Origin of the sequence: Bacillus sp. FSL R10-2780 (genome assembly GCF_038006125.1) — a bacterium.
Classification (GTDB): Bacteria; Bacillota; Bacilli; order Bacillales; family Bacillaceae_G; genus Bacillus_A; species Bacillus_A cereus_U.
On record NZ_JBBOUQ010000001.1, the window covers coordinates 110,011 to 136,198 of the forward strand.

Here is a 26,188-nt window from a genome sequence, read left to right on the forward strand (position 1 = left end):
TTTTTTTGCTTGAAATAAATATATCTTTGGAAAAAATCTGTTAAATTTTCAAAAAAAACTTCCTTTTCCGAAGATTTGTTATATAATATAAAACATAAAATCAAATCTGTTATAAAACAGTTTAAGAAGGGGATGCTAATATGTCGACGCAAACTTCACGGGTTACACTCGTTGGAGAAATGTTACCAGCGTACAACGAAATATTGACACCTGAGGCGCTTAGTTTTTTAAAGGAACTACATGAAAATTTCAATGAACGCCGCACGGAACTTTTACAAAAGCGTGTGGAGAAACAAAAAAGAATTGATGCAGGGGAGTTACCTAAGTTTTTAGAAGAAACAAAGCATATACGTGAAGGTGATTGGACAATTGCCCAGCTTCCGAAAGATTTAGAGGACCGCCGCGTGGAGATTACTGGACCGGTGGATAGAAAGATGGTCATTAACGCTTTAAATTCAGGAGCACATCTTTTTATGGCGGACTTTGAAGATTCGAATGCACCAACTTGGAGAAATGCTGTCGAAGGTCAAATTAACTTACGAGATGCGAATAAGGGAACGATCTCACATAAAAATGAAAACGGAAAAGAATATCGTTTAAATAGTAAAACAGCTGTATTAATTGTGCGTCCGAGAGGGTGGCATTTAGAAGAAAAACATATGCAAGTTGACGGCAAGAACATGTCTGGCAGTTTAGTAGATTTTGGCTTGTACTTTTTCCATAATGCGAAGGTGCTTTTAGCAAAAGGAAGTGGCCCGTACTTTTACTTACCGAAAATGGAAAGTTACTTAGAGGCAAGATTATGGAATGACGTTTTCGTATTTGCTCAAAAATATATCGGCATTCCGAACGGAACGATTAAAGCGACTGTGTTAATAGAAACGATTCATGCTTCATTTGAAATGGATGAAATTCTGTATGAACTAAGAGATCATTCTGCTGGTTTAAACTGCGGGCGATGGGATTATATATTTAGTTTCTTAAAGAGCTTCCGTAATCATAATGGATTTTTACTTCCCGATAGAGCGCAAGTCACGATGACAACGCCGTTTATGCGCGCGTATTCTTTGAAAGTTATTCAAACGTGTCATCGTCGTAATGCGCCGGCAATCGGAGGAATGGCAGCGCAAATTCCAATTAAAAATGATCCAGAAGCAAATGAGGCGGCTTTCGAGAAAGTGCGTGCTGATAAGGAGCGCGAAGCTTTAGACGGTCATGACGGGACGTGGGTTGCCCACCCGGGACTTGTACCGGTTGCAATGGAAGTATTTAATCACATAATGAAAACGCCAAATCAAATTTTTAGAAAGCGTGAAGAAATACTTGTAACAGAAAAGGATTTATTAGAAGTACCGATGGGAACGATTACAGAAGGTGGTCTTCGCACAAATATTAATGTCGGTATTCAATATATTGCATCTTGGTTAAGCGGGAGAGGAGCAGCTCCTATTTATAACTTAATGGAAGATGCGGCAACAGCGGAAATATCAAGAGCACAAGTATGGCAGTGGATTCGTCATGAGGGCGGGAAGCTAAGTGATGGCCGTAATATCACTTTTAAATTGATGGAAGAATTGAAAGAAGAAGAACTAGCAAAAATAGAAAGTGAGATTGGTAAGGAAGCGTTTAAGAAAGGGAGATTTGAAGAAGCTACAAAACTGTTTACAAACCTTGTTCGTAATAACGAGTTCATGCCGTTTTTAACATTACCTGGTTATGAAATTTTATAAGAAACAAGAAAAGGGGATGGAACATATGAAAAACGAAAGAATTGATAAATTGCAGGAAAGCTGGGAATTAGATATGCGCTGGAAAGGAATCACACGTCCATATACAGCTGAAGATGTAATTCGTCTGCGTGGATCGATTGATATTGAACATACGTTAGCGCGCTGCGGTGCAGAGAAGCTTTGGAAATCACTTCATACCGAAGATTATATTAATGCACTTGGGGCATTAACAGGAAACCAAGCGATGCAACAAGTGAAGGCTGGATTAAAAGCAATTTATTTAAGCGGTTGGCAAGTAGCGGCAGATGCGAATCTTTCTGGACATATGTATCCTGATCAAAGCTTATACCCAGCGAACAGTGTGCCGGCTGTTGTAAAACGAATTAACCAAACACTTCAACGTGCTGATCAAATTCAGCATATGGAAGGAAGCGGTGATACAGATTATTTCGTACCGATTGTGGCAGATGCTGAAGCTGGTTTTGGTGGACAGTTAAACGTATTTGAACTAATGAAAGGGATGATTGAAGCGGGTGCATCTGGCGTGCACTTTGAAGACCAATTATCTTCAGAGAAAAAATGCGGGCATTTAGGCGGAAAAGTATTATTACCGACACAAACAGCGGTGCGTAATTTAATTTCGGCACGTCTTGCTGCTGATGTAATGGGTGTACCAACAATTATCGTCGCAAGAACAGATGCAGATGCTGCAGATTTAATTACGAGCGATATCGATCCAGTTGATCAAGAGTTTATTACAGGTGAAAGAACGCCAGAAGGGTTTTATCGTACGAAAGCAGGTCTTGATCAAGCAATTGCACGTGGTTTAGCGTATGCGCCGTATGCAGATCTCGTTTGGTGTGAAACGTCGGAGCCAAATTTAGAAGATGCAAAACGCTTTGCGGACGCAATTCATAAGAAATATCCAGGGAAGCTACTCGCTTACAACTGTTCCCCTTCATTTAATTGGAAACAAAAGTTAGATGAAAAAACGATTGCAAGCTTCCAAAAAGAAATTGCATCATACGGTTATAAATTCCAGTTCGTAACGCTTGCTGGATTCCATTCATTAAATTACGGCATGTTTGAATTAGCGCGTGGTTATAAAGAGCGCGGTATGGCAGCCTACTCTGAATTACAACAAGCAGAGTTCGCAGCAGAAAAAGATGGTTACTCTGCAACGCGCCATCAACGCGAAGTAGGAACAGGATACTTTGATGAAGTAGCACAAGTAATTACGGGCGGTACTTCATCAACGACTGCTTTAAAAGGATCTACGGAAGAAGAACAGTTTACGAAATAATGATAGAAGTAGGTGCCTGTTATAGGCATCTACTTCTATTTAAAATATCCAATCCAATATAGTGAATATACCAATAATAGCAGTAAAAAGAAGGAATGCGAATAATGCTAGACAGCCCCATGTAAATAGTTTGTCTTTCCGTGTTTCTTCATAATCATCAATTAGTTCTTCTACCACTTTTTTCTGCAATGGCTGTAAAGGATGTTCGGTGTATAGTCCTGTAATAATGTTATGATCTCCTTTGAATTTTAAAGCACGTACAATATGATAAGAGTCGTTTCCCATCGATTGTTCAAATTGTAGACATGCCGCGTGCATAACATCTGTTTTCTCTTTTTCAAGATACCAATACCGTCCAGCCATTTCTGGGTATTGTAATGTAAAGTAAATATCACCGAGCTTTTTTCTAAGTGCTAATTCATTCGGATAAGTAGCGATTAATCCGTGTAATCTATCTCTTGCTTTTCCAAGATTGTTATTTTCAATATCTTTTTCAATTCTCTTTAATGTTTTTTCAGGGATTATTTCTGTCATATACGCCTCCTTATTAGAATAGGTGTGGTTATATTGTATAAGAAATACTAAAATTTAGAAATTTTATTTTTAAAAAGGATTGTACATTCTATTTTAAGTATGCTATGATAATACCAGTTGAATAATTAAATTAAGCAATCCATATATTATCAAATGCCGAAAACAAACGGGGAAAAGTATGTGAGAACTAGTTTATGTTTCGAATTTGATAATGTGTGGATTCTTTTTTTATACATGAAGACTAAATAAAATGTATTTTCGTAGGAGGAAATAATTATGACAGTTACAGGACAAGTAAAATGGTTTAACAACGAAAAAGGCTTCGGTTTCATCGAAGTTCCAGGCGAAAACGATGTATTCGTACATTTCTCTGCAATCGAAACTGAAGGTTTCAAATCTTTAGAAGAAGGCCAAAAAGTTAGCTTCGAAATCGAAGAAGGCAACCGTGGACCTCAAGCTAAAAACGTAATCAAACTATAATTTTATAGTTTATTATAGAAAAAAGGATGGCTTATGCCATCCTTTTTTTTGTTGAATATGAAGAATAATGAACTGATAATCAGTATGTAAAAAGGCTTTCCGTAAAGGAAGGCCTTTTAGTGTTCTTTCACAGCTTTTTTCTTTTCACGTTTCTTACATTCTGGACATTTAGATTTACGAAAAGGCTTCGCGAAGAACAGTAAAATAAAAAATAAACCGAATATAATACTCGCTGAATTTTTTACGATAACAATGCTACTATTTTTCATTTGAATTGTTGGATGATCTTGCTTTTCTTCCATGAGAGACCTCCGTATATTTGATTTATCCCGCTATTTGCCGGGTAGTAAAACTCCCACCTCAAAATTCAGGTGGAGCAAAGAAGTTAGGTGGAAGCCCTGCTGCCCGTAAAAGCCCGATTGGTGAGGGCTGATTAAAGTTTCACTTTATATTTTAATTATAGCAAAATTAATCACTGTAATTATATGGAAAACATAATATGTTAAACATATTACGAATAATATAAATTCTTTTTTCGTATATAGAATCCTCTTTTTATATAATTTACTTCTTTATTATTCTTATATTATTATTAATTGATTTATAGTGTGGTTGATTTATTATAAGTATTTGTAAAGAATCGTAGAATGTAAACCATTTCCTTTTCGTAGATGCTACTATAAAAGGGAAATGAAGAAGGGAAATTAAATAGCGATCGAAAATTTTAAAAAGAGAGGTGAAAAATCTGTTACTAACAAAAGAGTGAATATAGATAAAAATATTCTTAGCGTGCAAAAACTACATATTCTAAGGATATACATTTGTCTATATTTTTAGTAGCAGATAGTAGACTATGGAAAGTAAAGTAGAACGTTATGTCGAAAACTATGTTATAAGCAAAAATACAATGGCCTTACTTCCTGTTGTTCTAGGGGAAAAGAAAGTTGTTACGCGAATTATTGAAATGGAAGATTCTTTTTTCGTATTTCAAAAGCCTCTTGATATTATAGAGAGAAGTTGCCGGAAACATGGTTCTAGTTTCTTTGGAAGAAAAGAAGGAACGAAGGAGTTAACTCGTATTACACATAAAGCTCCTATCGCAATTAGCCCGACAGATCAACTTTATTTTTTCCCTACGTATTCTTATTCTCGAAAAGAGTGTGCGTGGTTGTCTCATTTTCATATTGAAGGTAATAAAGAATTAAAAGATGGAAATCTTATTATTAGATTTATAAATGGTTTCGCTGTGAAACTAGAAATGTCAAAAAGTAGCTTTGAAAATCAGCAAAATCGTACAGCGAAATTGCGGACAGAATATGAAGATCGAAAGAAGAAACAAGGGAATCCTTGTTTTAAAGAAATTGATAAAAATGAAGAATCTAAATTAACACCAGCATATGAGAAAGTGTATTTTGTGAAGGAAGGCGAAGTGTGAGAGGAAAAGGATGGGGAGACTCATCCTTTTTTGATTTCATTATATATACCGTTACGCTGTAAGATTCATAAATAAAACGAGAAAAATTTGCGGATTTTTTGTTCTTTAATAGCTTAAGAAAGTGTAAAATTACAATATAAGGGTAATTTTACCGCATATATTTATCGTAATGTTAATATACATCATTTAATATTTGCGGCATACAGGATATTTCTTACCTTATTGTATAAACAGGAGATGATATGTTGAAAAGGACTATGTTATTTTGGGGGCAATATATTCTTGTTTTGCCTATATTATTTCTTGCCTTTATGTTTACTGGTTTCGTTGGTAGTCAGTTAATGATAGGTGCTGATAAACAACATTTTATTTTTACGCCTCAAAATGCAACAGAATATAGTCAAATTAGTGAAATTGATAAATTGCTATTTGCTTTTTCAATTCAGCCAGTTGTCACCATAGTATTTCTGCTATCGATAGTATACTTATTGACACTTATTGTCTTTCAAATTATTGAATGTAAGAAGCAAAGAAAGGTATTACATAGCGTTCAATATATGATTCTGATACCGATTTTTCTTTATTTGTGGCTAGGGATGATGCAATTTTCTGCAGTTGATTTAGCCTGGATTGATAATTGGAAAGATTACCTTATATTCACTCCTACTACTATAACGAGTGAGCAAGATATATATATGATCGATCGTTTTCTATACAAATTTCGAATTTTGCCTATTCAGAGTACAGTATTAATACTATCTTTCTTATATCTATTAATACTTATCATGATTGATAGTATACGTTTGCTAAAAAAGTTACGCGTAAGAACTGGTCATTAAAAAAGGTGAATTGTTTGAAGGTATAACAATTATTTGTCACTATTCATTTCCATACAGGTGAAATACGGATTGACACTTCTATAGTTTCTTCCTTTTCATAATCTGTGCGTGGTGTCTAAATTATTCTCAGGTCCTGTCGAATATTGATAGATTATCATAGCATAATAATGAAGGAATTCTAACGAAAGGTATGGAAACTTTAATAAATGCATCTCCATATGTCGTATCTACCATTTCCTCTTTCATTTAAGCAATGATACAGTAGAGGTAGTAATTAGAGTAAAGGGGTAAAGTGTAGAATGGATTTTCAAACGATCAAAGAATATTTTTCACCAGAAAATATGGATCATATTGTTGAAAGTTATCGTGCGTTCGGACCGCTTCTCGGTATTGGCTTACCGATGATAGAGGCGCTTATTCCGGCATTGCCACTCATTGTTTTTGTGTTGGCGAATGCTGTTGCATTTGGCTTTTGGTTCGGTTTTCTTTATTCATGGCTTGGGTCAGTAATTGGTGCAATGCTTGTATTTTTCATTATTCGCAGCTTTGGACGAAGTCGTTTCTTTTCTTTTGTAAATAAGCATGAGAGAGTGCGAAAAGCGATGGGATGGATTGAAAGAAAAGGATTCGCGCCAATCTTTGTTATATTTTGTTTTCCGTTTACACCATCTGCGCTTATAAACGTTGTAGCTGGTTTGTCTCGCGTTAGCGTAAAACAGTTTGGACTAGCATTAGCATTCGGAAAGCTTGTGATGATCTTTATTTTAACTTATATCGGTCATGATTTAGTGTCATTTATTCATAAGCCGGTGAAATCGGTTATTGTTGGCGTTGTTATTTTTATTTTATGGTATGTCGGTAAAAAAATTGAAGTAAAGTTAGAACTACATTAGGAAAAGTCTTCTTTGTAAAGGAAGCTTCATTATTAAAGGGCGAGGGGAGAAGCGAATGAAGAAAACTTTGAAAAAAGAAGGGCTAGAGTGGATAAGAACAATTTTAATTGGTGTACTATTAGCTGTATTTTTTCGAACGTTTTTCTTTTCAACGTACGTTGTAGAGGGGAAGTCAATGATGCCGACATTGCAAGATGGAAATATGCTCGTTGTGAATAAGGTGAGTTATCAAGTAGGGGACTTGAATCGATTTGATGTCGTCGTTTTTCATGCGAATAAAAAAGAGGACTATGTAAAGCGAATTATCGGTTTACCTGGGGATCATATCGAATATAAGCATGATAAACTATATATAAACGGACAATTCGTGGAGGAACCTTATTTAGAGGCGTATAAGAAAGAGATAAATGGACGGCAATTAACAGGTGATTTTAAATTAGAAGAATTAACGAAAGAAAAGTTTGTACCACCTGGTTCTATTTTTGTAGTTGGTGACAACCGCCTTGGTAGCTGGGATAGTAGGCACTTCGGTTTTGTAAAAGCTGATACAGTTGTCGGTAAAGTTGATTTACGATATTGGCCGATTCGAGAGGTACAAACGAATTTTTCAAAAGGCTGATATAATAAAATGAAGTATAAGGAAAAGACAAACAGCTCAGTTTGTCTTTTTTATTGTCCTATAATACAATTATGGTAGCAAACTAACGTTCGTTATGTAAGTGAAAGGTGGGGTTACATGTCACTTCGATTTGTGATTGGTAGAGCTGGAAGTGGAAAAAGTACACTTTGTTTACACGAAGTGCAAGAAGAGTTAAAGCAACGCCCAAGAGGGAAAACAATATTATATCTTGTGCCAGAACAGATGACATTCCAAACGCAGCAGGCGTTAATTGGGAGCGAAGATGTAAGAGGTTCTATTCGAGCACAAGTTTTTAGTTTTTCGCGATTAGCGTGGAAGGTGCTGCAAGAAGTTGGCGGAGCGAGTCGTCTTCATATTGATGAAGCTGGTGTACATATGTTGCTTCGTAAAATTGTAGAATCTCGTAAAGATGGACTATCTGTGTTTCAAAAAGCAGCGGAGCAAAACGGTTTCTTTGAACATCTTGGTAGTATGATTGCGGAGTTTAAACGTTACAATGTGACGCCGTCTAATGTATATGAAATGTGGCAACAATTAGACACGCATAGCAGTAGTGCAGAGCAAAAGCTACTAGCGAATAAAGTGTATGATTTACAGTTATTATATGATGATTTTGAACGTGCTTTAATCGGAAAATATTTAGATTCAGAAGACTACTTACAATTATTAATTGAGAAGCTTTCAGACTCTGAGTATGTAAAAGGCGCGGAAATTTATATAGATGGATTCCATTCATTTTCTCCTCAAGAGCTAGAAATTGTAAGAGGGCTAATGAGATTAGGAACTAGAGTAACAATAACATTAACGATAGATGAAAAAACGTTAGCGCAGCCAGTGAATGAACTAGATTTGTTTTATGAAACGACGTTAACGTATGAAAGAATAAAACAAGTAGCGCGTGAAGAGAAAATAGAAGTTGAAAAAACAATTCCACTTATGGGACAGCCGCGTTTTCATTCGCAAGCATTAGCGCATTTAGAAATGCATTATGAAGCGCGTCCAAATGAAAAGTTTCACGGCGAAGCGAGTGTGACAATTAGTACAGCAGCTAATTTACGAGCTGAAGTAGAAGGTGTTGCTCGTGAAATTCGAAGACTTGTGGCGACTGAAGACTATCGTTACCGAGATATCGCAGTCCTTCTTCGTAACGGAGAAAGTTATTACGATGTAATGCGAACGTTATTTACGGATTATAATATCCCGCATTTCATCGATGAAAAACGCCCGATGTCACATCACCCGCTAGTAGAATGTATTCGTTCGGCTTTAGAGATTATTAGCGGAAATTGGCGTTATGATGCAGTGTTCCGCTGTGTGAAAACAGAACTTTTATATCCACTAGACGTAAGAAAAGAAGCGATGCGCGAAGAGATGGATGAGTTCGAAAACTACTGTTTAGCGTACGGTGTACAAGGGAAGAGATGGACTTCTGAAGATCCGTGGATGTATCGTCGTTATCGTTCTCTTGATGATGCGAGCGAAATGATAACAGACAGTGAGCGTGAAATGGAAGCGAGAATAAATCGACTTCGCGACGTTGTAAGAACGCCAGTTATTCGTATGCAAAAAAGACTGAAGCGTGCTGGAACAGTTATGCAAATGTGCGAAGCGGTATATTTATTTTTAGAGGAGCTTGACGTTCCGAAAAAACTAGAAGCATTACGTATTCGTGCAGAAGAAAGCGGAGATTTCTTATTTGCGACAGACCATGAGCAAGTATGGGAAGAAGTGATGAGCCTTCTTGATACGTTCGTTGAGATGCTTGGCGAAGAGAAGATGTCCCTGTCTATGTTTACTGATGTAATGACGACAGGTCTTGAGGCGCTTCAATTTGCGAACATTCCGCCGTCACTAGATCAAGTGTTAGTTGCTAATATTGATCATTCTAGATTATCAGATGTTAAAGCGACGTTCATTATTGGCGTAAATGAAGGAGTGATTCCAGCAGCGCCTATGGATGAAGGTATGCTTTCTGATGAGGAAAGAAATGTTCTCAACGCTGCAGGTATCGAATTAGCACCAACGACGAGACAAACTTTATTAGAAGAACAGTTCGTTATGTATCAAATGGTGACGAGAGCATCTGAGAAGTTATACATTTCCTGTCCGCTTGCGGATGAAGAAGGAAAGACGTTACTTGCTTCTAGTTTTATTAAGAAAACAAAAAGAATGTTCCCTGATGTGAAAGAATCGTTTATTACGAATGATGTAAATGACTTATCGCGTTCGGAACAAATCTCATATGTAGCAACGCCAGAAGTAACTTTGTCTTACGTCATGCAGCAACTGCAGACGTGGAAGCGTTACGGATTTGAAGGCAATTTAGACTTTTGGTGGGACGTATATAACTTCTACGTTACTTCAGATGAATGGAAGCAAAAAAGTAGCCGCGTGTTATCGAGTTTATTCTACCGAAATCGTGCACAGAAACTAAGTACAGATGTAAGTAGGGATTTATATGGAGATACAATTAAGGGAAGCGTTTCTCGTATGGAACTATTTAATCGCTGTGCGTACGCTCATTTCGCTCAGCACGGTTTATCGCTAAGAGAGCGTGATATTTTCAAACTTGATGCGCCAGATATCGGTGAATTATTCCACGCGGCGCTGAAGAGAATTGCAGACAAGCTATTACGTGAAAATCGTACTTGGGCGGATTTATCCATAAAAGAGTGTGAGCACCTTTCTGCTTTAGTAATAGAAGAAATTGCACCATTATTACAAAGACAAATTTTATTAAGTTCAAACCGTCATTTCTATTTAAAACAAAAACTACAACAAATCATTTTCCGTACATCACTTATTCTTCGTGAACATGCGAAGTCGAGTGGCTTTGTACCAGTTGATTTAGAAGTACCGTTCGGTATGGGTGGTACTGGATCGCTTCCGCCAATGGAATTTGCGTTGCCAAATGGCGTGAAGATGGAAGTAGTTGGCCGTATTGACCGTGTTGATAAGGCGGAAGATGAGAGTGGTACGTTCCTTCGTATTATTGACTATAAATCAAGTTCGAAAGCGTTAGATTTAACAGAAGTGTATTACGGACTCGCACTTCAAATGTTAACGTATTTAGATGTTGTTACTTCAAATGCACATACGTGGATGAAAAAGGGCAGTACTGCATCACCGGCGGGTGTATTGTATTTCCATATTCATAACCCGATTGTTGAGATGAAAGGCGATGCATCTGAAGAAGAAATTGAGAAAGAAATTTTAAAGAAATTTAAAATGAAAGGGCTCGTACTAGGAGATGCTGATGTTGTGCGTTTAATGGATAATAAACTTTCAACAGGAAGCTCTGATATTATTTCTGCTGGTCTGAAAAAAGATGGTAGTTTTAGTGCGCGTTCTAGCATTGCAAGTGAACAAGAGTTTAACGTACTTCAAAAATATGTACACCACTCGTTTGAAAATATCGGAAAAGACATTACAGAAGGTGTTATCGATATTGCTCCTTACAAAAAGGGGAATAAAGCGGCATGTACGTTCTGTAACTTTAAATCTGTTTGTCAGTTTGATGAATCACTTGAAGATAACCAATTCCGTACGTTAAAAGATATGAAAGATAGCGAAGCAATGGAGAAAATTAGAGAGGAGGTTGGCGGAGAATGATAGAAAATTGGCCTCAGAAACCAGAAGGTAGTCAGTGGACAGATGACCAGTGGAAAGCGGTTGTAGCGAACGGACGTGATATTTTAGTCGCAGCGGCAGCTGGATCAGGGAAAACAGCGGTATTAGTTGAACGTATTATTAAAAAGATTATAAGTGAGGAAAACCCAGTCGATGTCGACCGCCTGCTCGTTGTAACATTTACGAATGCAGCGGCGCAAGAAATGAAAAATCGAATTGGGGAAGCGTTAGAAAAAGTATTAATTGATGGGCCAGGTTCACAGCATATAAGAAAACAGCTTAGCTTATTAAATAAAGCTTCCATTTCTACCATTCATTCATTTTGTTTACAAGTTATTAGAGGATATTATTACATGCTTGATGTCGATCCTCGTTTTCGTATTGCGAACCAAACAGAAAATGAGTTATTAAAAGAAGAAGTGCTAGATGACATATTAGAAGAAGAGTATGGAATCGAAGATAATAGTATTTTCTTTGAATTAGTTGATCGTTATACGAGTGACCGTAGTGACGATGACTTACAACGAATGATTTTAGCGCTTCATACAGAATCAAGAGCGCATCCAAATCCAGAGAAGTGGCTTGATAAATTAGTAGAAGCATACGACGTTGAAGGAAAGACGATTGAAGATTTAGTGTACGCCTCTTACTTATTAGAAGATGTAAAATTCCAGCTTGAAACAGCGGAAGAGCATATTCGTAAAGCGACTGAACTCGCAATGCTTCCTGATGGTCCAGCGCCTCGTGCCGAAACTTTAAAAGCGGATTTAGCTTTACTTGGAACGTTATCATCAGCAGCTCGTGGGTCGTGGACAAGCGTTTATGAAGCGATGCAAAATGTATCGTGGCAAACGCTAAAGCGTATTAAGAAAAGTGATTACAACGAAGATGTTGTAAAACAAGTAGATTCTCTTCGTAATAAAGCGAAAGATGAAGTAAAGAAATTACAAGAAGAGCTATTTAGCCGCAGACCTGAAAGTTTCTTACGAGATTTTCAAGATATGCATCCTGTATTAGAAAAACTCGTGAAGCTTGTAAAAGTATTTACAGAGCGTTTCCAAGCGATTAAGCGAGATAAAGGAATGGTCGATTTCACAGATTTAGAGCATTTCTGTTTGCAAATTTTAAGCGAGCAAAGTGAAGACGGTGAAATGAAGCCGTCAGCAGTAGCACTTCAATATCGTAATAAATTTGCTGAAGTACTAGTCGATGAATATCAAGATACGAACTTCGTACAGGAATCAATTATTAAATTCGTAACGAAAGATTCTGAGAGTGAAGGAAACTTATTCATGGTTGGTGACGTAAAACAGTCAATCTATCGTTTCCGACTAGCAGAGCCTGGTTTATTCTTAGGAAAATATAAACGTTTCACACAAGAAGGATTGGGCGGCGGAATGAAGATTGACTTAGCGAAAAACTTCCGTAGCCGTCATGAAGTGCTAGCTGGTACGAACTTTATCTTCAAACAAATTATGGGCGAAGAAGTCGGAGAAATCGATTATGATGCTGACGCTGAATTAAAGCTAGGTGCTAGCTATCCAGAAGGTGAAGATGTAGCGGCAGAACTACTATGCATTCAGCAAACTGAGGAAGAAGTGCAAGAAGGTGAAGAAGGTGCAGAAGTAGAAAAAGCGCAGCTTGAAGCTCGTCTTATGGCGCAGCGTATTAAAGCGATGGTTGATTCAGGCTATGAAGTGTATGATCGTAAAACTGATAGTATGCGCCCGGTACAATACCGTGATTTCGTTATTTTACTTCGCTCCATGCCGTGGGCGCCGCAAATTATGGAAGAGTTAAAATTACAAGGAATTCCAGTATATGCTGACCTTGCGACTGGTTACTTTGAAGCGACAGAAGTAAATATTATGATGAACGTATTCCGCGTTATTGATAATCCGATGCAAGATATTCCGCTTGCAGCTGTACTTCGTTCACCGATCGTTGGACTAAATGACGAAGAACTTGCGACGCTTCGTGCTCACGGAAAGAAAGGCTCGTTTTATGAAGTAATGAGCTCATTCTTAAAAGGAGCGCCGCTTGAAGAAGAACAAGAACTGCATGATAAATTAGAGTGGTTTTATAAATTACTGCAAGGATGGCGTGAATTTGCGCGTCAACAATCTCTTTCCGATTTAATTTGGAAAGTGTACGGTGAGACAGGCTATTACGACTTTGTCGGCGGTTTACCAGCCGGAAAGCAAAGACAGGCAAACTTACGCGTATTATATGACCGCGCAAGACAATATGAAGCAACATCGTTTAGAGGATTATTCCGATTCTTACGCTTTATTGAGCGTATTTTAGAACGCGGTGATGACATGGGAACGGCGAGAGCTCTTGGAGAACAAGAAGACGTCGTTCGCATTATGACGATTCATAAAAGTAAAGGGCTAGAGTTCCCAGTCGTATTTGTAGCTGGACTTGGTCGCCGTTTTAATACACAAGATTTAATGAAGCGTTTCTTACTTCATAAAGATTTCGGTTTCGGTTCACAATTTATCGATCCGCGTAAACGAATTAAATATACGACATTATCGCAACTAGCGATTAAGCGTAAAATGAAGATGGAATTAATTGCGGAGGAAATGCGCGTATTATACGTAGCGTTAACACGTGCGAAAGAGAAGTTAATTTTAATCGGAACAGTTAAGGATGCCAATAAAGAAATGGAAAAATGGCTCGATGCAAGAGAGCATAGTGAATGGTTATTACCAGATCATATACGTGCCGGAGCGTCATGTTATTTAGATTGGATTGCACCTTCCTTATATAGACACCGTGATAGTGAAATGCTGCTTGAATTAGGACAAGGAAATATTCCAGGCGAAATTTATGAGTATAGTGCTAGCTGGAAAGTAGAAGTTGTTGACGGCAAAACGTTACTTGCACCAGAACCAGTTCAAGAAGAGAAACAAGAGTTATTAGAAGCGCTTCGCGATAAAAAAGCTGTTCCGTTAGAAAGTGAACGGAAAGAAGAAGTGTACGACAGATTAATGTGGGAATATGGGTATGAGGACGCGACATCTCACCGTGCGAAACAGTCTGTTACAGAAATAAAGAGAAATTATCAATCTGAAGAAGGTAGCGATAACGCCTTTATTAAAAAACTTCGTGCACCAATTAAAACACGTCCGCGCTTTATGGAGAAAAAAGGGCTAACATACGCAGAGCGAGGGACAGCAGTCCATGCCGTTATGCAGCATGTAGATTTGAAGAAACCAATTACGATTGAAGTTCTTCAAGAGCAAATTGCAAGAATGGTAAATAAAGAACTATTAACATTTGAACAAGCTGAAGAAATAGCGATTGAAAAAGTAATTTCATTCTTTGACAGTGACTTAGGTAAAAGGGTATTAGCAGCAAAAAGTGTTGAACGTGAAGTACCATTTACGATGATGCTTTCAGCAGAAGAAGCGTATCAAGATTGGCAAGGGAAGAAAGGCGAATCAATACTTGTCCAAGGGGTTATCGACTGCATGATCGAAGAGGAAGATGGAATTACTTTAATCGACTTTAAAACAGATACGATTGAAGGAAAGTTCCCAGGCGGATTTGATCAAGCGAAACCAACTTTAGAAGACCGATACAAAGTGCAGCTTTCACTATATGCAAAAGCACTCGAGAAAAGCTTAAAACATCCTGTGAAAGAGAAATGTTTATACTTCTTTGATGGGAATCATGTTGTAAATATTGAGGAATAGAGCTTAGAGAGGGGTTATGGAGTATGGCGACGTTAAGAACTTGTGATCAAGGACACGAGTACTACAAAAGTAGCGATTGTCCAACTTGCCCAACCTGTGAGAAAGAGAGAAAGCCAAAAGAAGGCTTTCTTTCTCTTCTTTCAGCACCAGCAAGACGAGCGTTAGAGCACCATGGAATTCATACTTTAGAAGAACTTTCAAAGTATAGTGAAAAAGAAATTTTAAAACTGCACGGTATAGGGCCAGCATCTTTACCTAAATTGAGAATGGCTTTAGCAGATAAGGGATTATCATTTAAATAAAAAAACTAATCATTAATGGGGAGTTGCACCTTCACTAATGATTAGTTTATATAATCGGTATTAATAAGCTCGATAAAGGCGTATAACGAAATCTCATTTTGAAAATCGTAAATCGATGGACGAAACGATTTAAAGATGGATTTGTGAAGTGTAGAGAACTTGATAAAGAATATAAGCGAATTGATTCTAATATTAAGGAAGGAAGTGCAACACTATGGATTTTGAAACAGTAATGCAAGAGCTTGAAACTCTCGGTAAGGAACGAACTAAAAAAATATACATATCTAATGGTGCAAAGGATCCACTTTTTGGCGTAGCTACAGGTGCTATGAAACCAATCGCAAAGAAAATAAAAATAAATCAAAGTTTAGCTGAAGAGCTGTATGCCACAGGTAACTACGATGCAATGTACTTTGCAGGCATTATTGCAGACCCAAAAACTATGAATGAATCGGATTTTGATCGTTGGATGGATGGGGCGTACTTTTATATGCTGTCCGATTATGTGGTGGCAGTAACTTTATCAGAATCAGATTTTGCCCAAGACGTTGCTGATAAATGGATTGCAAGTGGTGACGAACTAAGAATGTCAGCGGGCTGGAGTTGCTACTGCTGGCTTTTAGGGAATCGAAAAGACAATGAATTTTCCGAAGGTAAGATTGCCAATATGCTAGAAGTTGTGAAAAATACAATTCACGATGCGCCAGAACGAACGAAATCCGCTATGAATAATTTTCTAAACACTGTGGGGATTTCATATGTGCCGCTACATGAAAAGGCAGTTGAAACCGCAAAGGAAGTAGGCATAGTAGAACTAAAACGGGACAACAAGAAAAGCAGTTTTCTAAATGCTTACGAAAGTATTCATAAAGAACTTGATAGAGGAAGACTCGGGTTCAAACGTAAATATGTAAGATGCTAAAAATTAGGATTCTGAAATTCTGTAAAATATTCAACTTTTGTATAAATACATCTATTCCTTTATTCTAGAAAAGGACGCTATTTTTTGAATAAAACTTAGATTTTCAAATGACTTTATTGCTATAAATTTAACCCCGTCCTAAATTTAGAACGGGGTTGTGCTTGTTTGAGCTTTTAAAATATAATAAATTTATTTTCATTTTATAAAGAGAGTAAATATCATAAGAGGTATATATCTGTGTGGAAATAAACAATTGAAGGGGAATGTGCATGGATCCCATTAAAGAGAAATTAGATTTATTACGTAATGAAATAAAAGATATGGGTGGTATAATCGATTTAGATTGGTGCGATAGATTGTTATACCCTTATTATAAACACTTTAATGATAGTAAATTGAGATATCGATCAGGTTCATTGTTAGCATTTTGGGGAATTCTCCTAGAGTGGGAAGATGAAAGTGGGTTTCCATTTTATACAGGCACTCAGGAGTATGATTGTCATCATTTTGATATGTATTTAAAGGGATTTCTAAAGTACGCTCCTAAGATTGAGAGGCAATTTCCGAATATTTATCTTGTTATTGTTGGATCACTGATGGAGTTGGATGAAAGAGAAAGATGGGAAAGTGAATTTCCTAACATATGTAAGGAGTTATTCGATGCTGTTAGGGAGGAACTGTTCCATACTGATGTTACACAGATAAATGATGAGACATATCAAAATGCATATAAAGAAGGAAGAATGCTATATTAAAAGAATATAAGCTTGAATTAAAATTATCTTTAATAGAAGAAACAGCCTTAGCTCTACACAATATAGAGCTAAGGCTGTTTCTTTTTTACGCTGTTCCAATCTGATCTTGGTCTGCAACGTCCGAATCAAATGTATTTGTTGCACTAACGCCGCTAAAAGTGTTAACGACAAATCCGACATTGGAAGCCCCAGATCCGTTATAAGCTTTCGTATTTTCTTTCGGAGACACGTTATAAAAATCTCCTAAGTTGAAAGAGCCGTTACTGTTTTGAACGACAAGATTTCCTACAACCGAAGGCATACCATCCACCTACTTTGCTAAGCTTTTTAATTACTATATGAATTATTTAGAGGAAGGTTCATCAGTAATAAATTGGCGGATTTGTAGCGTACGAGAATTATTAAAAACATAGTCAACATTGCCGATTTGGAAGCACGCGGAATTTAAAATTGTTCGCAAGTGAACATCATTTACTTCAATAAAAGGGCACTCATTTACAATATTCATTTTTACATCTGTTGTTCGCTTTGGAATTGTAATGTATTCATCTGTAAAGATTTCAAACGCATCAAAACGACCTTCACCTTTTATATAACAAGGGATTTCTCGGTGAACGATAAGCGCTCTATTTTTTAATTCTATTTGATTAGCATCCCCGACCTGGAAGACGGCTGCAACACCCATAGAAATGATAGAAACATTTTGTACAATTGAAGTATGACGGAGCATAATTTTTCCTCTCCTCAACCTGGAGTCGGAGGGACATCTGTTACTAATGGTACAAATGGCCCCTCTGTAACGGATTCGAATGGCGTATCAAGAATTGAAGAAAGGATGAGAAGGTTAGCATCTCCAATTAAAAATAATGCGGAAGAAGAAACCCCGTTCATTTTAATCTGTCCTACTTTTAACTCACGGTTCACAACATTTAAATTCATACATACTTACTCCTTTCGGAAATTGCCCGGTATGTGTTGAATAAAGGAAAGGAAGGCTTTGTCAATATCTTGTTTCATCGCTTGAATAATGACGTCTCGTAAATAATCGGGATCTGTGGAAATACCCTCATACGATTGAACTTGTGACAAATAATACGGAAGTCTATGTTCCATCTGTTTTTTTATGTCATCCACCATCATTTGTCGATACATCTCATCAAGCGGCGTTCTCTCTTCTTGTTCAAAATGGAGAATTCGACTATATGCTTCTTCATCTAAATAGCGATGCATTTCTTGAAGGATACCTTGATAAAAGTCTGGATTTATTTCTGTTTCAGGATTTACTTTTAGTGTTTCTGTATCTACTTGAAAATCTTCAATTTGTTGCTCTTTTGTTGAAAATGGATTCAAGCCAATATTTAAAGTGCCGTTTAAATTCTCTACTTTTAATTGATCAAATTTATATTCCACTTTTCCTATAGAAGAGGAGGGACGACTTTTTAACTCATTAAGCTCTTCTTGTAGTAGGCGAACTTGCTCTTCAAGATTTAGAATAGTTTGCTGCTGTATTTGGAGAGCTTGCTGAAGTTGGTGTAGGTAAGTGTATATATCTTGATTCATTTTGTGAAACCTCCTTTTCAATAGGGAGGGTATATTAATGCTATATATTTATGATAAGGATGGTCTAAGAAGAACTAGTTGAAGGTTTAATAGAAATAATTTGTCCTTTCGCATGTAAAGGGCGAAGAGGTTCTGTAAATCCGCCAGAATTTGAGAATTTAGAAAGAGCCTTAATACTACCTGCAGTTCCAATTTGAAAAACGGAAGAGGTCGTAATGCTATCGATTCTAATGCTGTTAATGATGATACTTTGGTTCACATAAAAATTCAATGCAATCGCCTCCTTTAGCTCGAACCGATTATTGCTTGATCAATTACATCTGAATCATTGACAGTCGTTGAGCTTTGATAATTGTAGACAGAGACGTTATCCCCAACGTTAAATGAACCGGCTCCGGCAAAAGCGCGTGAATAACTAATAGGCCTAATCGCAAATACATCTCCAATATGAAAAATACCACTTGATCCAATATTAACGATACGAATATGTCCGACCATAGCTGGCATACAAAACACCTTTCATTTTTAAAATTTTCTTTTCTACTATTGTATGGGCGTTTTCAATAAAATGTGTCCTTTTTTGAAATAAAAGAAACACATACGTTATTGCGTATGTGTTTCGAACATTTGAGTATGTGTGCAATCTGTATGTATAGGCCAAACAACATTTAAGAGCCTGTCCAGTTCTTGGCTACAATCCACTGTTTTTTGAGAAGTCATTCCGTAGCGTTCAGCAAAATAGATCATTTTTTCGCGTTTTTTTTCGATAGCTTGCTCAAACATTGAAATCGGCTCCATCTCTCAATAAATTTTATGTATATATGTAGTACATATTATACAAAAATTCCATAAAAAAGAAACACCTTCGCCAAAAAAAGTATAATTTCTACATTTTATGTCAAATGAAGGGTGAGGAACGAATGTAAGAAGGGAGGAATATTGTAAAAATTAGCGTGCGTGAGAAGGTTTTTTTCTTAAGGATGCGAATACAATTATAAGGTATGAGTTTTAGGATGGAGAGTGGGAATGTTGCGTTTTGTAACGGCGAAGAAAGAAGAAAAGGTATTTGTAGGTATTGTGGATGAAGAGGAAGAAAAAGTATTGCATTTAAGAGAAGCGCAAAGACAAAAAGGGGAAAAGGTTACTATCCCAATTACCATGTTAGAGTGTATTGAAAGAGGAAGCGAATGTCTTGAGAAAGTGAGCGACATTGTAAATTGGGCGAAGGAAAATGCGGGATCGGCGTATTATCCGTTAGCAGAGGTGAAAATATTAGCACCGATTCCAAGGCCGAGAAAAAATATTCTTTGCGTTGGAAAGAACTATCGTGAGCATGCGGTAGAAATGGGCGGAGTAGAGTCTATCCCTGAAAATATAATGATTTTTACAAAGGCGCCAACAACAGTGATCGGAATTGATGAGCAAATTAATGGTCACCCTCATGCAACGAATGAACTTGATTACGAAGGTGAACTAGCAATCGTTATCGGTAAGCGAGGGAAACAAATAAAAATAGAAAAAGCTCTTGATCATGTTTTTGGATATACAGTTATAAATGATGTAACTGCTCGGGATATTCAAAGAAAACATAAACAATTTTTCCTAGGGAAAAGTTTCGATACATTTTGTCCAATGGGACCGTATTTAATTCATAAATCGATGGTTAGAACGCCGAATGCATTACACATTGAAACAGTGGTAAATGGAGAAGTAAGGCAAACTTCAAATACGAGAGAAATGATTTTTTCAGTAGAAGAAATTATTTCAACTATAAGTAAAGGTATGACATTAGAGCCAGGAGATATCATTGCAACAGGGACACCAGCTGGTGTTGGTAAAGGTTTTACACCACCGAAGTTTTTGCATGCTGGTGATGAAGTTGTTGTTACAGTAGAGGGAATTGGTACGCTAAGAAATATAGTGAAATGAAAAAAAGAGCTATCTTGTGAAAAGATAGCTCTTTTCTATGGGCGTGGATTAACGGAGTAATCTATAATGGCGAAAATATACAATCCGATTAATGCTAAAGTGCAAATTCCAATTAGCATAACTGCAAGTGCGCTTCTCTCACGGCCAAAACCGATAATTGTAAGGAAAACAGCAGTCCAAAATGATGTTTTAAGTAGTGTGAATGTATTAGGAGTTGAATAATGACTGAGTAGAGTTGTAGATAATATGAAGCCGATGAATGTCATAGAAATAAAAATTGTAGCTAAATGGTTAATGTGTTTACCGTATTTCAAAAGCATACAGTTACCCCCTTTTTAACGAAAAACAGAATATTCAATTTTATTTTACGGTAAATTACTAAAAAAAGAAAGAGGTTGTCCTATATTTAGGACAACCTCACTATGATTAAGATAGTACAGCTTTAATTTTTTGGAATGCCCACTCTAAGTCTTCTTCAGAGATTACTAGAGGTGGTGCAATACGAATTACGTTTTCGTGTGTTTCTTTACATAATAGCCCAGCTGCTTTTAGTTGTTCACAGTAAGGACGAGCTGCCTCGTTTAATTCGATACCGATGAATAAACCTTTACCGCGAATATCAGTAATCATTGGGTTATCAATTTCTTTTAATTGCCCAACTAGTTTTTCTCCTAATTGAAGAGAACGCTCTGTTAATTTTTCTTCTTCTAATACTTCAAGAGCTGCGATAGAAACAGCACATGCAAGTGGGTTACCACCGAATGTAGAACCGTGAGAACCTGGCTCGAATACGCCTAAAATGTCGCTGTTTGCTGCAACACAAGAGATTGGGAATACGCCGCCGCCAAGTGCTTTACCAAGTATGTACATGTCAGGAGTTACATTGTCCCAGTCGCAAGCAAATACTTTACCAGTACGGCCTAAGCCTGTTTGGATTTCATCTGCTACGAATAAAACGTTTTCTTTTTTACATACTTCAAAAGCTTCTTGTAAGAAACCAGCTGGTGGAATGTTAATTCCTGCTTCACCTTGAATTGGCTCTAAAATGAATGCAGCTGTATTTGGTGTAATCGCAGCTTTTAACGCTTCTAAATCACCGTAAGGAATTACAATAATGCCAGGAAGCATTGGACCGAAGCCGCGCTTGTACTCTTCGTTTGATGACATAGAAACAGCACCCATTGTACGTCCGTGGAAGTTATCTTCACAAACGATGATTTCTGCACGGTTTGCCTCTACCTTTTTCACATCGTAAGCCCAGCGACGAGCTGTTTTAATTGCAGTTTCAACAGCCTCTGCGCCTGTATTCATAGGAAGTACCATATTTTTATTTGTTAGTTTCGCAACTTTTTCGTACCAAGGACCTAATTGATCGCTATGGAAAGCACGAGAAGTTAACGTAACTCGATTAGCTTGGTCAATTAAAGCGTTAATGATTTTTGGATGACGATGACCTTGGTTTACTGCAGAATATGCACTTAATAAGTCCATATAGCGGTTTCCTTCAGGATCTTCTACCCAAACGCCTTCTGCTTTAGAAATAACGATTGGAAGTGGATGGTAGTTATTTGCCCCGTATGTGTCTGTAAGTTCGATAATATCTTTAGTTTGAATCATGATTGTTCCCCCTTTTGTTATTACAAGAAGTTTGTAAATACTCTAAATATTATATCATTTAAATATAAAAAAGCGAAACATTTCCTGAAAATAAATGAACATGTTATCATATAGAGTGAAAAAGTGTGAAAAGAGGAGGCAGGGATACGATGGTACATATGCATATTACAGCATGGGCGTTAGGATTAATTTTATTCTTCGTTGCGTATTCACTTTATTCAGCAGGAAGAAAAGGTAAAGGTGTACATATGGGGCTTCGCCTTATGTACATTATCATTATTGTGACAGGCGTTTGGTTATACCTAGATCAAACTATAGTCGATAAGAGCTATCACATGTGGTACGGTCTAAAAATGCTAGCTGGTATATTAGTAATCGCTGGAATGGAAATGGTTCTTGTGAAAATGAGCAAGAACAAAGCAACAGGGGCATTTTGGGGATTATTTGTTATCGCGCTTGTAGCGGTATTTTATCTTGGTTTGAAATTACCGATTGGTTGGCAAGTATTTTAATTAAAAATAAAACCACCTTATAATCTCAAATATTTGGGAGATAAGGTGGTTTTTTTATTTTATGTCGCATCGAGATGCAACTCTTCTCCGTTTACTTTCGTAAATCGCAAAATATTTTTATTAGAGGAAGAGTGGCGTACGAAATGATGCTGCAATGTACAAATCATTTCGTCGTTATCGAACAAAAGAATATTTACTCCTTCGCATGCTTCATCTTTCGGTAAGAATGATAAATAATTATGACAATACATGCAATCGTATAAAGAGTAATTAAGTGATTGCAATGATTCGGTTAATAATGTAAAGACAGAGTCAGGTAACTCTTCAAGCCATTCATGATAGCTAAGAAGTAATTTTTTTCGAATTCGTATCATTTCCCCGTTTTGGAGAGAATGTTGTTCATTTGCAATTTGTAATATGTCTTGTTCATAAAAACGAGCTGGTAGCCAATTGTTGTTATATAAAATTTCAAAACCATCTTCGGCAATATCTTCTAATAGAAAAGCCTCATCATTTTCATCATCAAAGAATACCCATTCATTGTTTATATATTCGACATTACCGACTGTATGAGCGCGCGGTTGGTTATACAAAATATGTTTGCGTTGTACCATAGTTCATTTCTCCTTTTATAGAAATAGTTATTCTTGTTATGGACAGTTCGTACGTTCTTTATAACTAGACACACCTAAAGAGAGATGGGCATACAATAAAACACGCTTTACACTGTGAAACTGCTATTCCATATATGGATAGTTAGTTATCGTCAAGTTTGTTGTTTTTATGTATCCGCACTCATAGGGTGGGGATTACTGCACGTTCAGAAACAGATATTAGATTAGGAAGGATGATTTTATGTGCGGGATTACAGGATGGGTGGATTATAAACGCTCATTAGAAGGGGAAAGGGACATCGTGACGAAGATGGCGGAAACGCTAGCGAAACGCGGTCCAGATGATAATAAAGTTTGGATTAAAGGGAACGTCGCATTTGGGCATAAACGGTTAATCGTTGTAGATCCTGAAGGTGGTAAACAACCCATGACTTGTTTGAAAGATGAAACTAGTTATGCGATTTGCTATAACGGAGAGCTCTACAATACAGAAGATATTCGCAAAGAGTTATTAAGAAGAGGTTATACATTTAAAGGGCATTCCGATACAGAAGTACTATTGGCCTCTTATATTGAATGGAAAGAAGAATGTGTTGATCATTTAAACGGCATATATGCGTTTGCAGTATGGGATGAGAAAAATGAACGAGTCTTTATTGCGAGAGATAGATTAGGTGTAAAACCGCTTTTTTATAAATATGATAGCGGACGATTATTATTTGGTTCAGAATTAAAAGCGATACTAGCGCATCCAGATGTGAAGGTGGAAGTAACGTTAGAAGGATTATCGGAAATATTCGGCCTTGGCCCATCTAGAACACCTGGTCACGGTATATATGCTGGTATTCAAGAACTGCGCCCGGGTCATGCAATGACGTTCTCAAAAGACGGTTTATGCATATGGAGATATTGGAATGTGGAAAGTAAAAAACATGAAGATTCATTTGAAGAAACAGTAGAGAAAACTCGTTTTTTATTACAAGATGCGATTACGAGACAATTAGTTTCTGACGTACCACTATGCACTTTTTTATCAGGCGGTGTAGATTCAAGTGCTATAACAGCAATAGCTGCAAAAGAGTATGAAAGATCAGGAAAAGGGCAATTACACACGTATTCTGTTGACTATGAAGATAACGAAAAATACTTTAAAGCGAATGCGTTTCAGCCGAATTCAGATGCTCCATTTATTAATTTAATGACAGAGACATTTCAAACAATCCACCATCGCTGCGTCATTTCTAATGAACAACTAGCACAGTATTTAACAGAAGCAGTACTCGTTCGTGATTTGCCTGGTATGGCAGATATTGATTCGTCATTATTATGGTTTTGCCGTGAAATAAAACAAGATTTTGTCGTCGGATTATCTGGAGAATGTGCAGATGAAATATTCGGTGGTTATCCGTGGTTTTATAGAGAAGATGATTTACAATCAAGTGCATTTCCGTGGATGCGTTCTACAGAAGCGCGTGAACAACTTCTAAAGAAAGAATGGAGAAATAAATTAAATTTACAACAATATGTGCAACAACGCTATGAAGAATCCGTTCAAGAAGTTCCTATTTTAGAGGGAGAAAGCCCATTAGAAGCGAAGAGGCGACAATTATTTTATTTAAACATGGTATGGTTTATGACAACATTATTAGACAGAAAAGACCGTATGAGTATGGGGGCAAGCTTAGAAGTACGCGTTCCGTTTGCGGACCACCGACTTGTCGAATATGCGTGGAATATTCCTTGGGAAATGAAAATGTATAAAAACCGCGAAAAAGGTCTATTGCGTAAGGCGTTAGAAGGATTACTTCCAAATGATATATTGTATCGAAAGAAAAGCCCGTATCCGAAAACACATAATCCGCACTATACGAAAGCAGTCACAGTATGGCTCCAAGATTTATTAACTGATAAAGGCTCAATTTTGCATGAATTGTTCGATAAGGAGCAATTGAGCGGGTTGATTGAGTCGGGCGGAAGTGCATTCCGAACGCCATGGTTTGGTCAATTAATGACAGGGCCTCAACTTTTAGCTCATTTAGCACAAATTCATGTTTGGTTTAAAGAGTATGGGGTGAATATAAAAGAATAGGGAAAAGGGCGGCTTGCAAATTGTTGTGAGCTGCTTTTTTATTAAATAAATTGTCATATAAAATTAAAAATCATATTAGAAATAATACTTATTTAGAATTATTATTTTGACGTATTTATTATTGCTTGTTATACTTGAAAACAAATGTTCTTGAAAAAGATTCTCATTTCAAAAATTGAGGTGTTATATAGAGGGCGAAGAAGAAAATAGGTTTGTTTGTGATGGTGTATGGAACGCCAGAGTCATTAGAGGATGTAGAGGCCTATTATACTCACATTCGTCACGGTGTAAATCATCTGAAGAGGCACTCCAAAATTTAACCGGACGGTATGAAGCAATTGGAGGAATTTCACCGCTTTCGAAAATAACGAAAGCGCAGGCGCATAAATTAACAGATTCAATGAATAAAATGTTTACAGAGTATGAATTTGTTTGTTACTTAGGTTTAAAACACATTGCTCGATTTAGAAGTTTTATATGATAACGATTATGAATGTAAAGTTGTAACTGAGGAATTAAATGCCGCATATTTTAGACCGAATATGCCCAATGCACAATCTGTATTTATCGATTGTTTAACTGGAATTGTTTCCAAAAAAATGAAGGAAATAGTTGACAAGGATTTAGTTTTGAATAATAATTAGTTTATAATAATTTTAAATAAATAATAATTACCGTTAAAGAAAGAGGAGGATCCCCC

The 26,188-nt window shown here is 36.9% G+C and carries 28 protein-coding genes and 2 pseudogenes; 18 read left to right on the forward strand and 12 right to left on the reverse strand.

Translation table 11 applies throughout. The features are described from left to right. Nucleotides 1-140: 140 nt before the first annotated feature. Entirely contained in the window at nt 141-1,730 is a 1,590-nt protein-coding gene (aceB, locus tag NSQ47_RS00560) for a malate synthase A (RefSeq protein ID WP_341035817.1), read from the forward strand. A 25-nt stretch (nt 1,731-1,755) separates the two neighbouring features. Beyond that, entirely contained in the window at nt 1,756-3,033 is a 1,278-nt protein-coding gene (gene aceA / locus NSQ47_RS00565) for an isocitrate lyase (protein WP_341035819.1), read from the forward strand. A 39-nt stretch (nt 3,034-3,072) separates the two neighbouring features. Here aceA and NSQ47_RS00570 read toward each other — a convergent pair whose 3' ends face one another. Continuing rightward, the gene (locus NSQ47_RS00570; RefSeq protein ID WP_341035820.1) at nt 3,073-3,567 is read right to left on the reverse strand and encodes a DUF6584 family protein; all 495 of its coding nucleotides are present in this window, start codon (nt 3,565-3,567) and stop codon (nt 3,073-3,075) included. A 276-nt stretch (nt 3,568-3,843) separates the two neighbouring features. Between NSQ47_RS00570 and cspA the strand changes: the two genes are divergently transcribed. Further along, nucleotides 3,844-4,047 (forward strand): RNA chaperone/antiterminator CspA, encoded by a 204-nt coding sequence (gene cspA / locus NSQ47_RS00575; RefSeq protein WP_000218989.1) that lies wholly within the window; start codon nt 3,844-3,846, stop codon nt 4,045-4,047. A gap of 116 nt (nt 4,048-4,163) precedes the next feature. Here cspA and NSQ47_RS00580 read toward each other — a convergent pair whose 3' ends face one another. After that, nucleotides 4,164-4,349 carry a hypothetical protein gene (locus tag NSQ47_RS00580; RefSeq protein ID WP_002011281.1) on the reverse strand — a complete coding sequence of 62 codons (186 nt, stop codon included), beginning with the start codon at nt 4,347-4,349 and terminating at the stop codon, nt 4,164-4,166. A 415-nt stretch (nt 4,350-4,764) separates the two neighbouring features. Between NSQ47_RS00580 and NSQ47_RS00585 the strand changes: the two are divergent. The 11 genes and pseudogenes from NSQ47_RS00585 to NSQ47_RS00635 form a co-directional block, all read left to right on the forward strand. Continuing rightward, a pseudogene (locus NSQ47_RS00585) lies at nt 4,765-4,851 on the forward strand (RNA-guided endonuclease TnpB family protein); the annotation flags it as partial. Nucleotides 4,852-4,900: 49 nt separating this feature from the next. Further along, entirely contained in the window at nt 4,901-5,482 is a 582-nt protein-coding gene (locus NSQ47_RS00590; RefSeq protein WP_002158927.1) for a competence protein ComK, read from the forward strand. Between the two features lie 242 nt (nt 5,483-5,724). Next, on the forward strand, nt 5,725-6,321 hold the full coding sequence (locus NSQ47_RS00595) for a DUF4306 domain-containing protein (RefSeq protein WP_341035822.1): 597 nt from the start codon (nt 5,725-5,727) through the stop codon (nt 6,319-6,321). A 299-nt stretch (nt 6,322-6,620) separates the two neighbouring features. Beyond that, nucleotides 6,621-7,214 carry a TVP38/TMEM64 family protein gene (locus tag NSQ47_RS00600; RefSeq protein ID WP_002158925.1) on the forward strand — a complete coding sequence of 198 codons (594 nt, stop codon included), beginning with the start codon at nt 6,621-6,623 and terminating at the stop codon, nt 7,212-7,214. Between the two features lie 55 nt (nt 7,215-7,269). Then, a complete protein-coding gene (gene lepB, locus NSQ47_RS00605) occupies nt 7,270-7,833 on the forward strand; it encodes a signal peptidase I (protein ID WP_002158924.1) in 564 nt (187 codons plus the stop codon). Nucleotides 7,834-7,950: 117 nt separating this feature from the next. After that, nucleotides 7,951-11,466: a helicase-exonuclease AddAB subunit AddB gene (gene addB, locus NSQ47_RS00610; RefSeq protein WP_341035824.1), complete on the forward strand. Its 3,516-nt coding sequence runs from the start codon at nt 7,951-7,953 to the stop codon at nt 11,464-11,466. Beyond that, nucleotides 11,463-15,188: a helicase-exonuclease AddAB subunit AddA gene (gene addA, locus NSQ47_RS00615; RefSeq protein ID WP_341035825.1), complete on the forward strand. Its 3,726-nt coding sequence runs from the start codon at nt 11,463-11,465 to the stop codon at nt 15,186-15,188. Before addB ends, addA begins: the two co-directional genes overlap by 4 nt. 23 nt (nt 15,189-15,211) lie before the next feature. Further along, on the forward strand, nt 15,212-15,490 hold the full coding sequence (locus NSQ47_RS00620; RefSeq protein ID WP_078180000.1) for an RNA polymerase alpha subunit C-terminal domain-containing protein: 279 nt from the start codon (nt 15,212-15,214) through the stop codon (nt 15,488-15,490). 98 nt (nt 15,491-15,588) lie between these two features. Beyond that, entirely contained in the window at nt 15,589-15,723 is a 135-nt protein-coding gene (locus NSQ47_RS00625; RefSeq protein WP_265340967.1) for a hypothetical protein, read from the forward strand. After that, on the forward strand, nt 15,705-16,412 hold the full coding sequence (locus NSQ47_RS00630) for a DNA alkylation repair protein (RefSeq protein WP_002158916.1): 708 nt from the start codon (nt 15,705-15,707) through the stop codon (nt 16,410-16,412). Before NSQ47_RS00625 ends, NSQ47_RS00630 begins: the two co-directional genes overlap by 19 nt. A gap of 269 nt (nt 16,413-16,681) precedes the next feature. Then, nucleotides 16,682-17,167 (forward strand): hypothetical protein, encoded by a 486-nt coding sequence (locus tag NSQ47_RS00635; protein ID WP_002116956.1) that lies wholly within the window; start codon nt 16,682-16,684, stop codon nt 17,165-17,167. Between the two features lie 85 nt (nt 17,168-17,252). Here NSQ47_RS00635 and gerPF read toward each other — a convergent pair whose 3' ends face one another. The 7 genes from gerPF to NSQ47_RS00670 form a co-directional block, all read right to left on the reverse strand. Further along, entirely contained in the window at nt 17,253-17,468 is a 216-nt protein-coding gene (gerPF, locus tag NSQ47_RS00640; RefSeq protein ID WP_001141570.1) for a spore germination protein GerPF, read from the reverse strand. A 42-nt stretch (nt 17,469-17,510) separates the two neighbouring features. Further along, entirely contained in the window at nt 17,511-17,897 is a 387-nt protein-coding gene (locus NSQ47_RS00645) for a spore germination protein GerPE (protein WP_070128094.1), read from the reverse strand. A gap of 14 nt (nt 17,898-17,911) precedes the next feature. Then, nucleotides 17,912-18,106 carry a spore germination protein GerPD gene (gene gerPD / locus NSQ47_RS00650; RefSeq protein ID WP_001052805.1) on the reverse strand — a complete coding sequence of 65 codons (195 nt, stop codon included), beginning with the start codon at nt 18,104-18,106 and terminating at the stop codon, nt 17,912-17,914. 6 nt (nt 18,107-18,112) lie between these two features. Further along, entirely contained in the window at nt 18,113-18,727 is a 615-nt protein-coding gene (locus NSQ47_RS00655; protein WP_002158914.1) for a spore germination protein GerPC, read from the reverse strand. 64 nt (nt 18,728-18,791) lie between these two features. Continuing rightward, nucleotides 18,792-18,998, reverse strand: a complete 207-nt coding sequence (gene gerPB, locus NSQ47_RS00660) for a spore germination protein GerPB (protein ID WP_002158913.1) — start codon at nt 18,996-18,998, stop codon at nt 18,792-18,794. A 14-nt stretch (nt 18,999-19,012) separates the two neighbouring features. After that, nucleotides 19,013-19,234 carry a spore germination protein GerPA gene (gene gerPA / locus NSQ47_RS00665; protein ID WP_002158912.1) on the reverse strand — a complete coding sequence of 74 codons (222 nt, stop codon included), beginning with the start codon at nt 19,232-19,234 and terminating at the stop codon, nt 19,013-19,015. A gap of 96 nt (nt 19,235-19,330) precedes the next feature. Further along, the gene (locus NSQ47_RS00670; protein ID WP_002087032.1) at nt 19,331-19,510 is read right to left on the reverse strand and encodes an aspartyl-phosphate phosphatase Spo0E family protein; all 180 of its coding nucleotides are present in this window, start codon (nt 19,508-19,510) and stop codon (nt 19,331-19,333) included. Nucleotides 19,511-19,753: 243 nt separating this feature from the next. Here NSQ47_RS00670 and NSQ47_RS00675 point away from each other — a divergent pair, with 243 nt between their 5' ends. Next, nucleotides 19,754-20,656, forward strand: a complete 903-nt coding sequence (locus tag NSQ47_RS00675; RefSeq protein WP_341035829.1) for a fumarylacetoacetate hydrolase family protein — start codon at nt 19,754-19,756, stop codon at nt 20,654-20,656. Nucleotides 20,657-20,691: 35 nt separating this feature from the next. Here NSQ47_RS00675 and NSQ47_RS00680 read toward each other — a convergent pair whose 3' ends face one another. Together NSQ47_RS00680 and rocD are read right to left on the reverse strand one after the other, a co-directional pair. Further along, complete coding sequence (locus NSQ47_RS00680; RefSeq protein WP_002158909.1) at nt 20,692-20,976, reverse strand: hypothetical protein; 285 nt, start codon at nt 20,974-20,976, stop codon at nt 20,692-20,694. A gap of 106 nt (nt 20,977-21,082) precedes the next feature. Beyond that, on the reverse strand, nt 21,083-22,273 hold the full coding sequence (gene rocD / locus NSQ47_RS00685) for an ornithine aminotransferase (RefSeq protein WP_002149886.1): 1,191 nt from the start codon (nt 22,271-22,273) through the stop codon (nt 21,083-21,085). A 149-nt stretch (nt 22,274-22,422) separates the two neighbouring features. On the opposite strand from rocD, the gene NSQ47_RS00690 reads away from it, so the two are divergent. Further along, the gene (locus NSQ47_RS00690; RefSeq protein WP_071744613.1) at nt 22,423-22,785 is read left to right on the forward strand and encodes a YisL family protein; all 363 of its coding nucleotides are present in this window, start codon (nt 22,423-22,425) and stop codon (nt 22,783-22,785) included. 59 nt (nt 22,786-22,844) lie between these two features. Here NSQ47_RS00690 and NSQ47_RS00695 read toward each other — a convergent pair whose 3' ends face one another. After that, nucleotides 22,845-23,399, reverse strand: coding sequence for a DUF2777 domain-containing protein (locus NSQ47_RS00695; protein WP_002202804.1), 555 nt, complete (start codon nt 23,397-23,399; stop codon nt 22,845-22,847). Nucleotides 23,400-23,640: 241 nt separating this feature from the next. On the opposite strand from NSQ47_RS00695, the gene asnB reads away from it, so the two are divergent. Beyond that, complete coding sequence (gene asnB / locus NSQ47_RS00700; protein WP_341035830.1) at nt 23,641-25,488, forward strand: asparagine synthase (glutamine-hydrolyzing); 1,848 nt, start codon at nt 23,641-23,643, stop codon at nt 25,486-25,488. A 221-nt stretch (nt 25,489-25,709) separates the two neighbouring features. Next, a pseudogene (locus tag NSQ47_RS00705) lies at nt 25,710-26,132 on the forward strand (ferrochelatase). The last annotated feature ends 56 nt before the right edge of the window (nt 26,133-26,188 follow it).

Excerpts from the sequence above, each read along its gene's own strand:
- NSQ47_RS00595 (WP_341035822.1), top strand. The coding sequence starts at position 5,725 with ATGTTGAAAAGGACTATGTTATTTTGGGGGCAATATATTCTTGTTTTG.
- NSQ47_RS00645 (WP_070128094.1), bottom strand. The coding sequence starts at position 17,897 with ATGCTCCGTCATACTTCAATTGTACAAAATGTTTCTATCATTTCTATG.
- NSQ47_RS00580 (WP_002011281.1), bottom strand. The coding sequence starts at position 4,349 with ATGGAAGAAAAGCAAGATCATCCAACAATTCAAATGAAAAATAGTAGC.
- addB (WP_341035824.1), top strand. The coding sequence starts at position 7,951 with ATGTCACTTCGATTTGTGATTGGTAGAGCTGGAAGTGGAAAAAGTACA.
- NSQ47_RS00590 (WP_002158927.1), top strand. The coding sequence starts at position 4,901 with ATGGAAAGTAAAGTAGAACGTTATGTCGAAAACTATGTTATAAGCAAA.
- rocD (WP_002149886.1), bottom strand. The coding sequence starts at position 22,273 with ATGATTCAAACTAAAGATATTATCGAACTTACAGACACATACGGGGCA.
- NSQ47_RS00675 (WP_341035829.1), top strand. The coding sequence starts at position 19,754 with ATGTTGCGTTTTGTAACGGCGAAGAAAGAAGAAAAGGTATTTGTAGGT.
- NSQ47_RS00635 (WP_002116956.1), top strand. The coding sequence starts at position 16,682 with ATGGATCCCATTAAAGAGAAATTAGATTTATTACGTAATGAAATAAAA.
- NSQ47_RS00680 (WP_002158909.1), bottom strand. The coding sequence starts at position 20,976 with ATGCTTTTGAAATACGGTAAACACATTAACCATTTAGCTACAATTTTT.
- lepB (WP_002158924.1), top strand. The coding sequence starts at position 7,270 with ATGAAGAAAACTTTGAAAAAAGAAGGGCTAGAGTGGATAAGAACAATT.
- gerPF (WP_001141570.1), bottom strand. The coding sequence starts at position 17,468 with ATGCCTTCGGTTGTAGGAAATCTTGTCGTTCAAAACAGTAACGGCTCT.
- addA (WP_341035825.1), top strand. The coding sequence starts at position 11,463 with ATGATAGAAAATTGGCCTCAGAAACCAGAAGGTAGTCAGTGGACAGAT.
- NSQ47_RS00655 (WP_002158914.1), bottom strand. The coding sequence starts at position 18,727 with ATGAATCAAGATATATACACTTACCTACACCAACTTCAGCAAGCTCTC.
- asnB (WP_341035830.1), top strand. The coding sequence starts at position 23,641 with ATGTGCGGGATTACAGGATGGGTGGATTATAAACGCTCATTAGAAGGG.
- gerPD (WP_001052805.1), bottom strand. The coding sequence starts at position 18,106 with ATGAATTTAAATGTTGTGAACCGTGAGTTAAAAGTAGGACAGATTAAA.
- NSQ47_RS00600 (WP_002158925.1), top strand. The coding sequence starts at position 6,621 with ATGGATTTTCAAACGATCAAAGAATATTTTTCACCAGAAAATATGGAT.
- NSQ47_RS00670 (WP_002087032.1), bottom strand. The coding sequence starts at position 19,510 with ATGTTTGAGCAAGCTATCGAAAAAAAACGCGAAAAAATGATCTATTTT.
- NSQ47_RS00620 (WP_078180000.1), top strand. The coding sequence starts at position 15,212 with ATGGCGACGTTAAGAACTTGTGATCAAGGACACGAGTACTACAAAAGT.
- gerPA (WP_002158912.1), bottom strand. The coding sequence starts at position 19,234 with ATGCCAGCTATGGTCGGACATATTCGTATCGTTAATATTGGATCAAGT.
- NSQ47_RS00630 (WP_002158916.1), top strand. The coding sequence starts at position 15,705 with ATGGATTTTGAAACAGTAATGCAAGAGCTTGAAACTCTCGGTAAGGAA.
- NSQ47_RS00690 (WP_071744613.1), top strand. The coding sequence starts at position 22,423 with ATGGTACATATGCATATTACAGCATGGGCGTTAGGATTAATTTTATTC.
- cspA (WP_000218989.1), top strand. The coding sequence starts at position 3,844 with ATGACAGTTACAGGACAAGTAAAATGGTTTAACAACGAAAAAGGCTTC.
- aceB (WP_341035817.1), top strand. The coding sequence starts at position 141 with ATGTCGACGCAAACTTCACGGGTTACACTCGTTGGAGAAATGTTACCA.
- NSQ47_RS00695 (WP_002202804.1), bottom strand. The coding sequence starts at position 23,399 with ATGGTACAACGCAAACATATTTTGTATAACCAACCGCGCGCTCATACA.
- aceA (WP_341035819.1), top strand. The coding sequence starts at position 1,756 with ATGAAAAACGAAAGAATTGATAAATTGCAGGAAAGCTGGGAATTAGAT.
- NSQ47_RS00570 (WP_341035820.1), bottom strand. The coding sequence starts at position 3,567 with ATGACAGAAATAATCCCTGAAAAAACATTAAAGAGAATTGAAAAAGAT.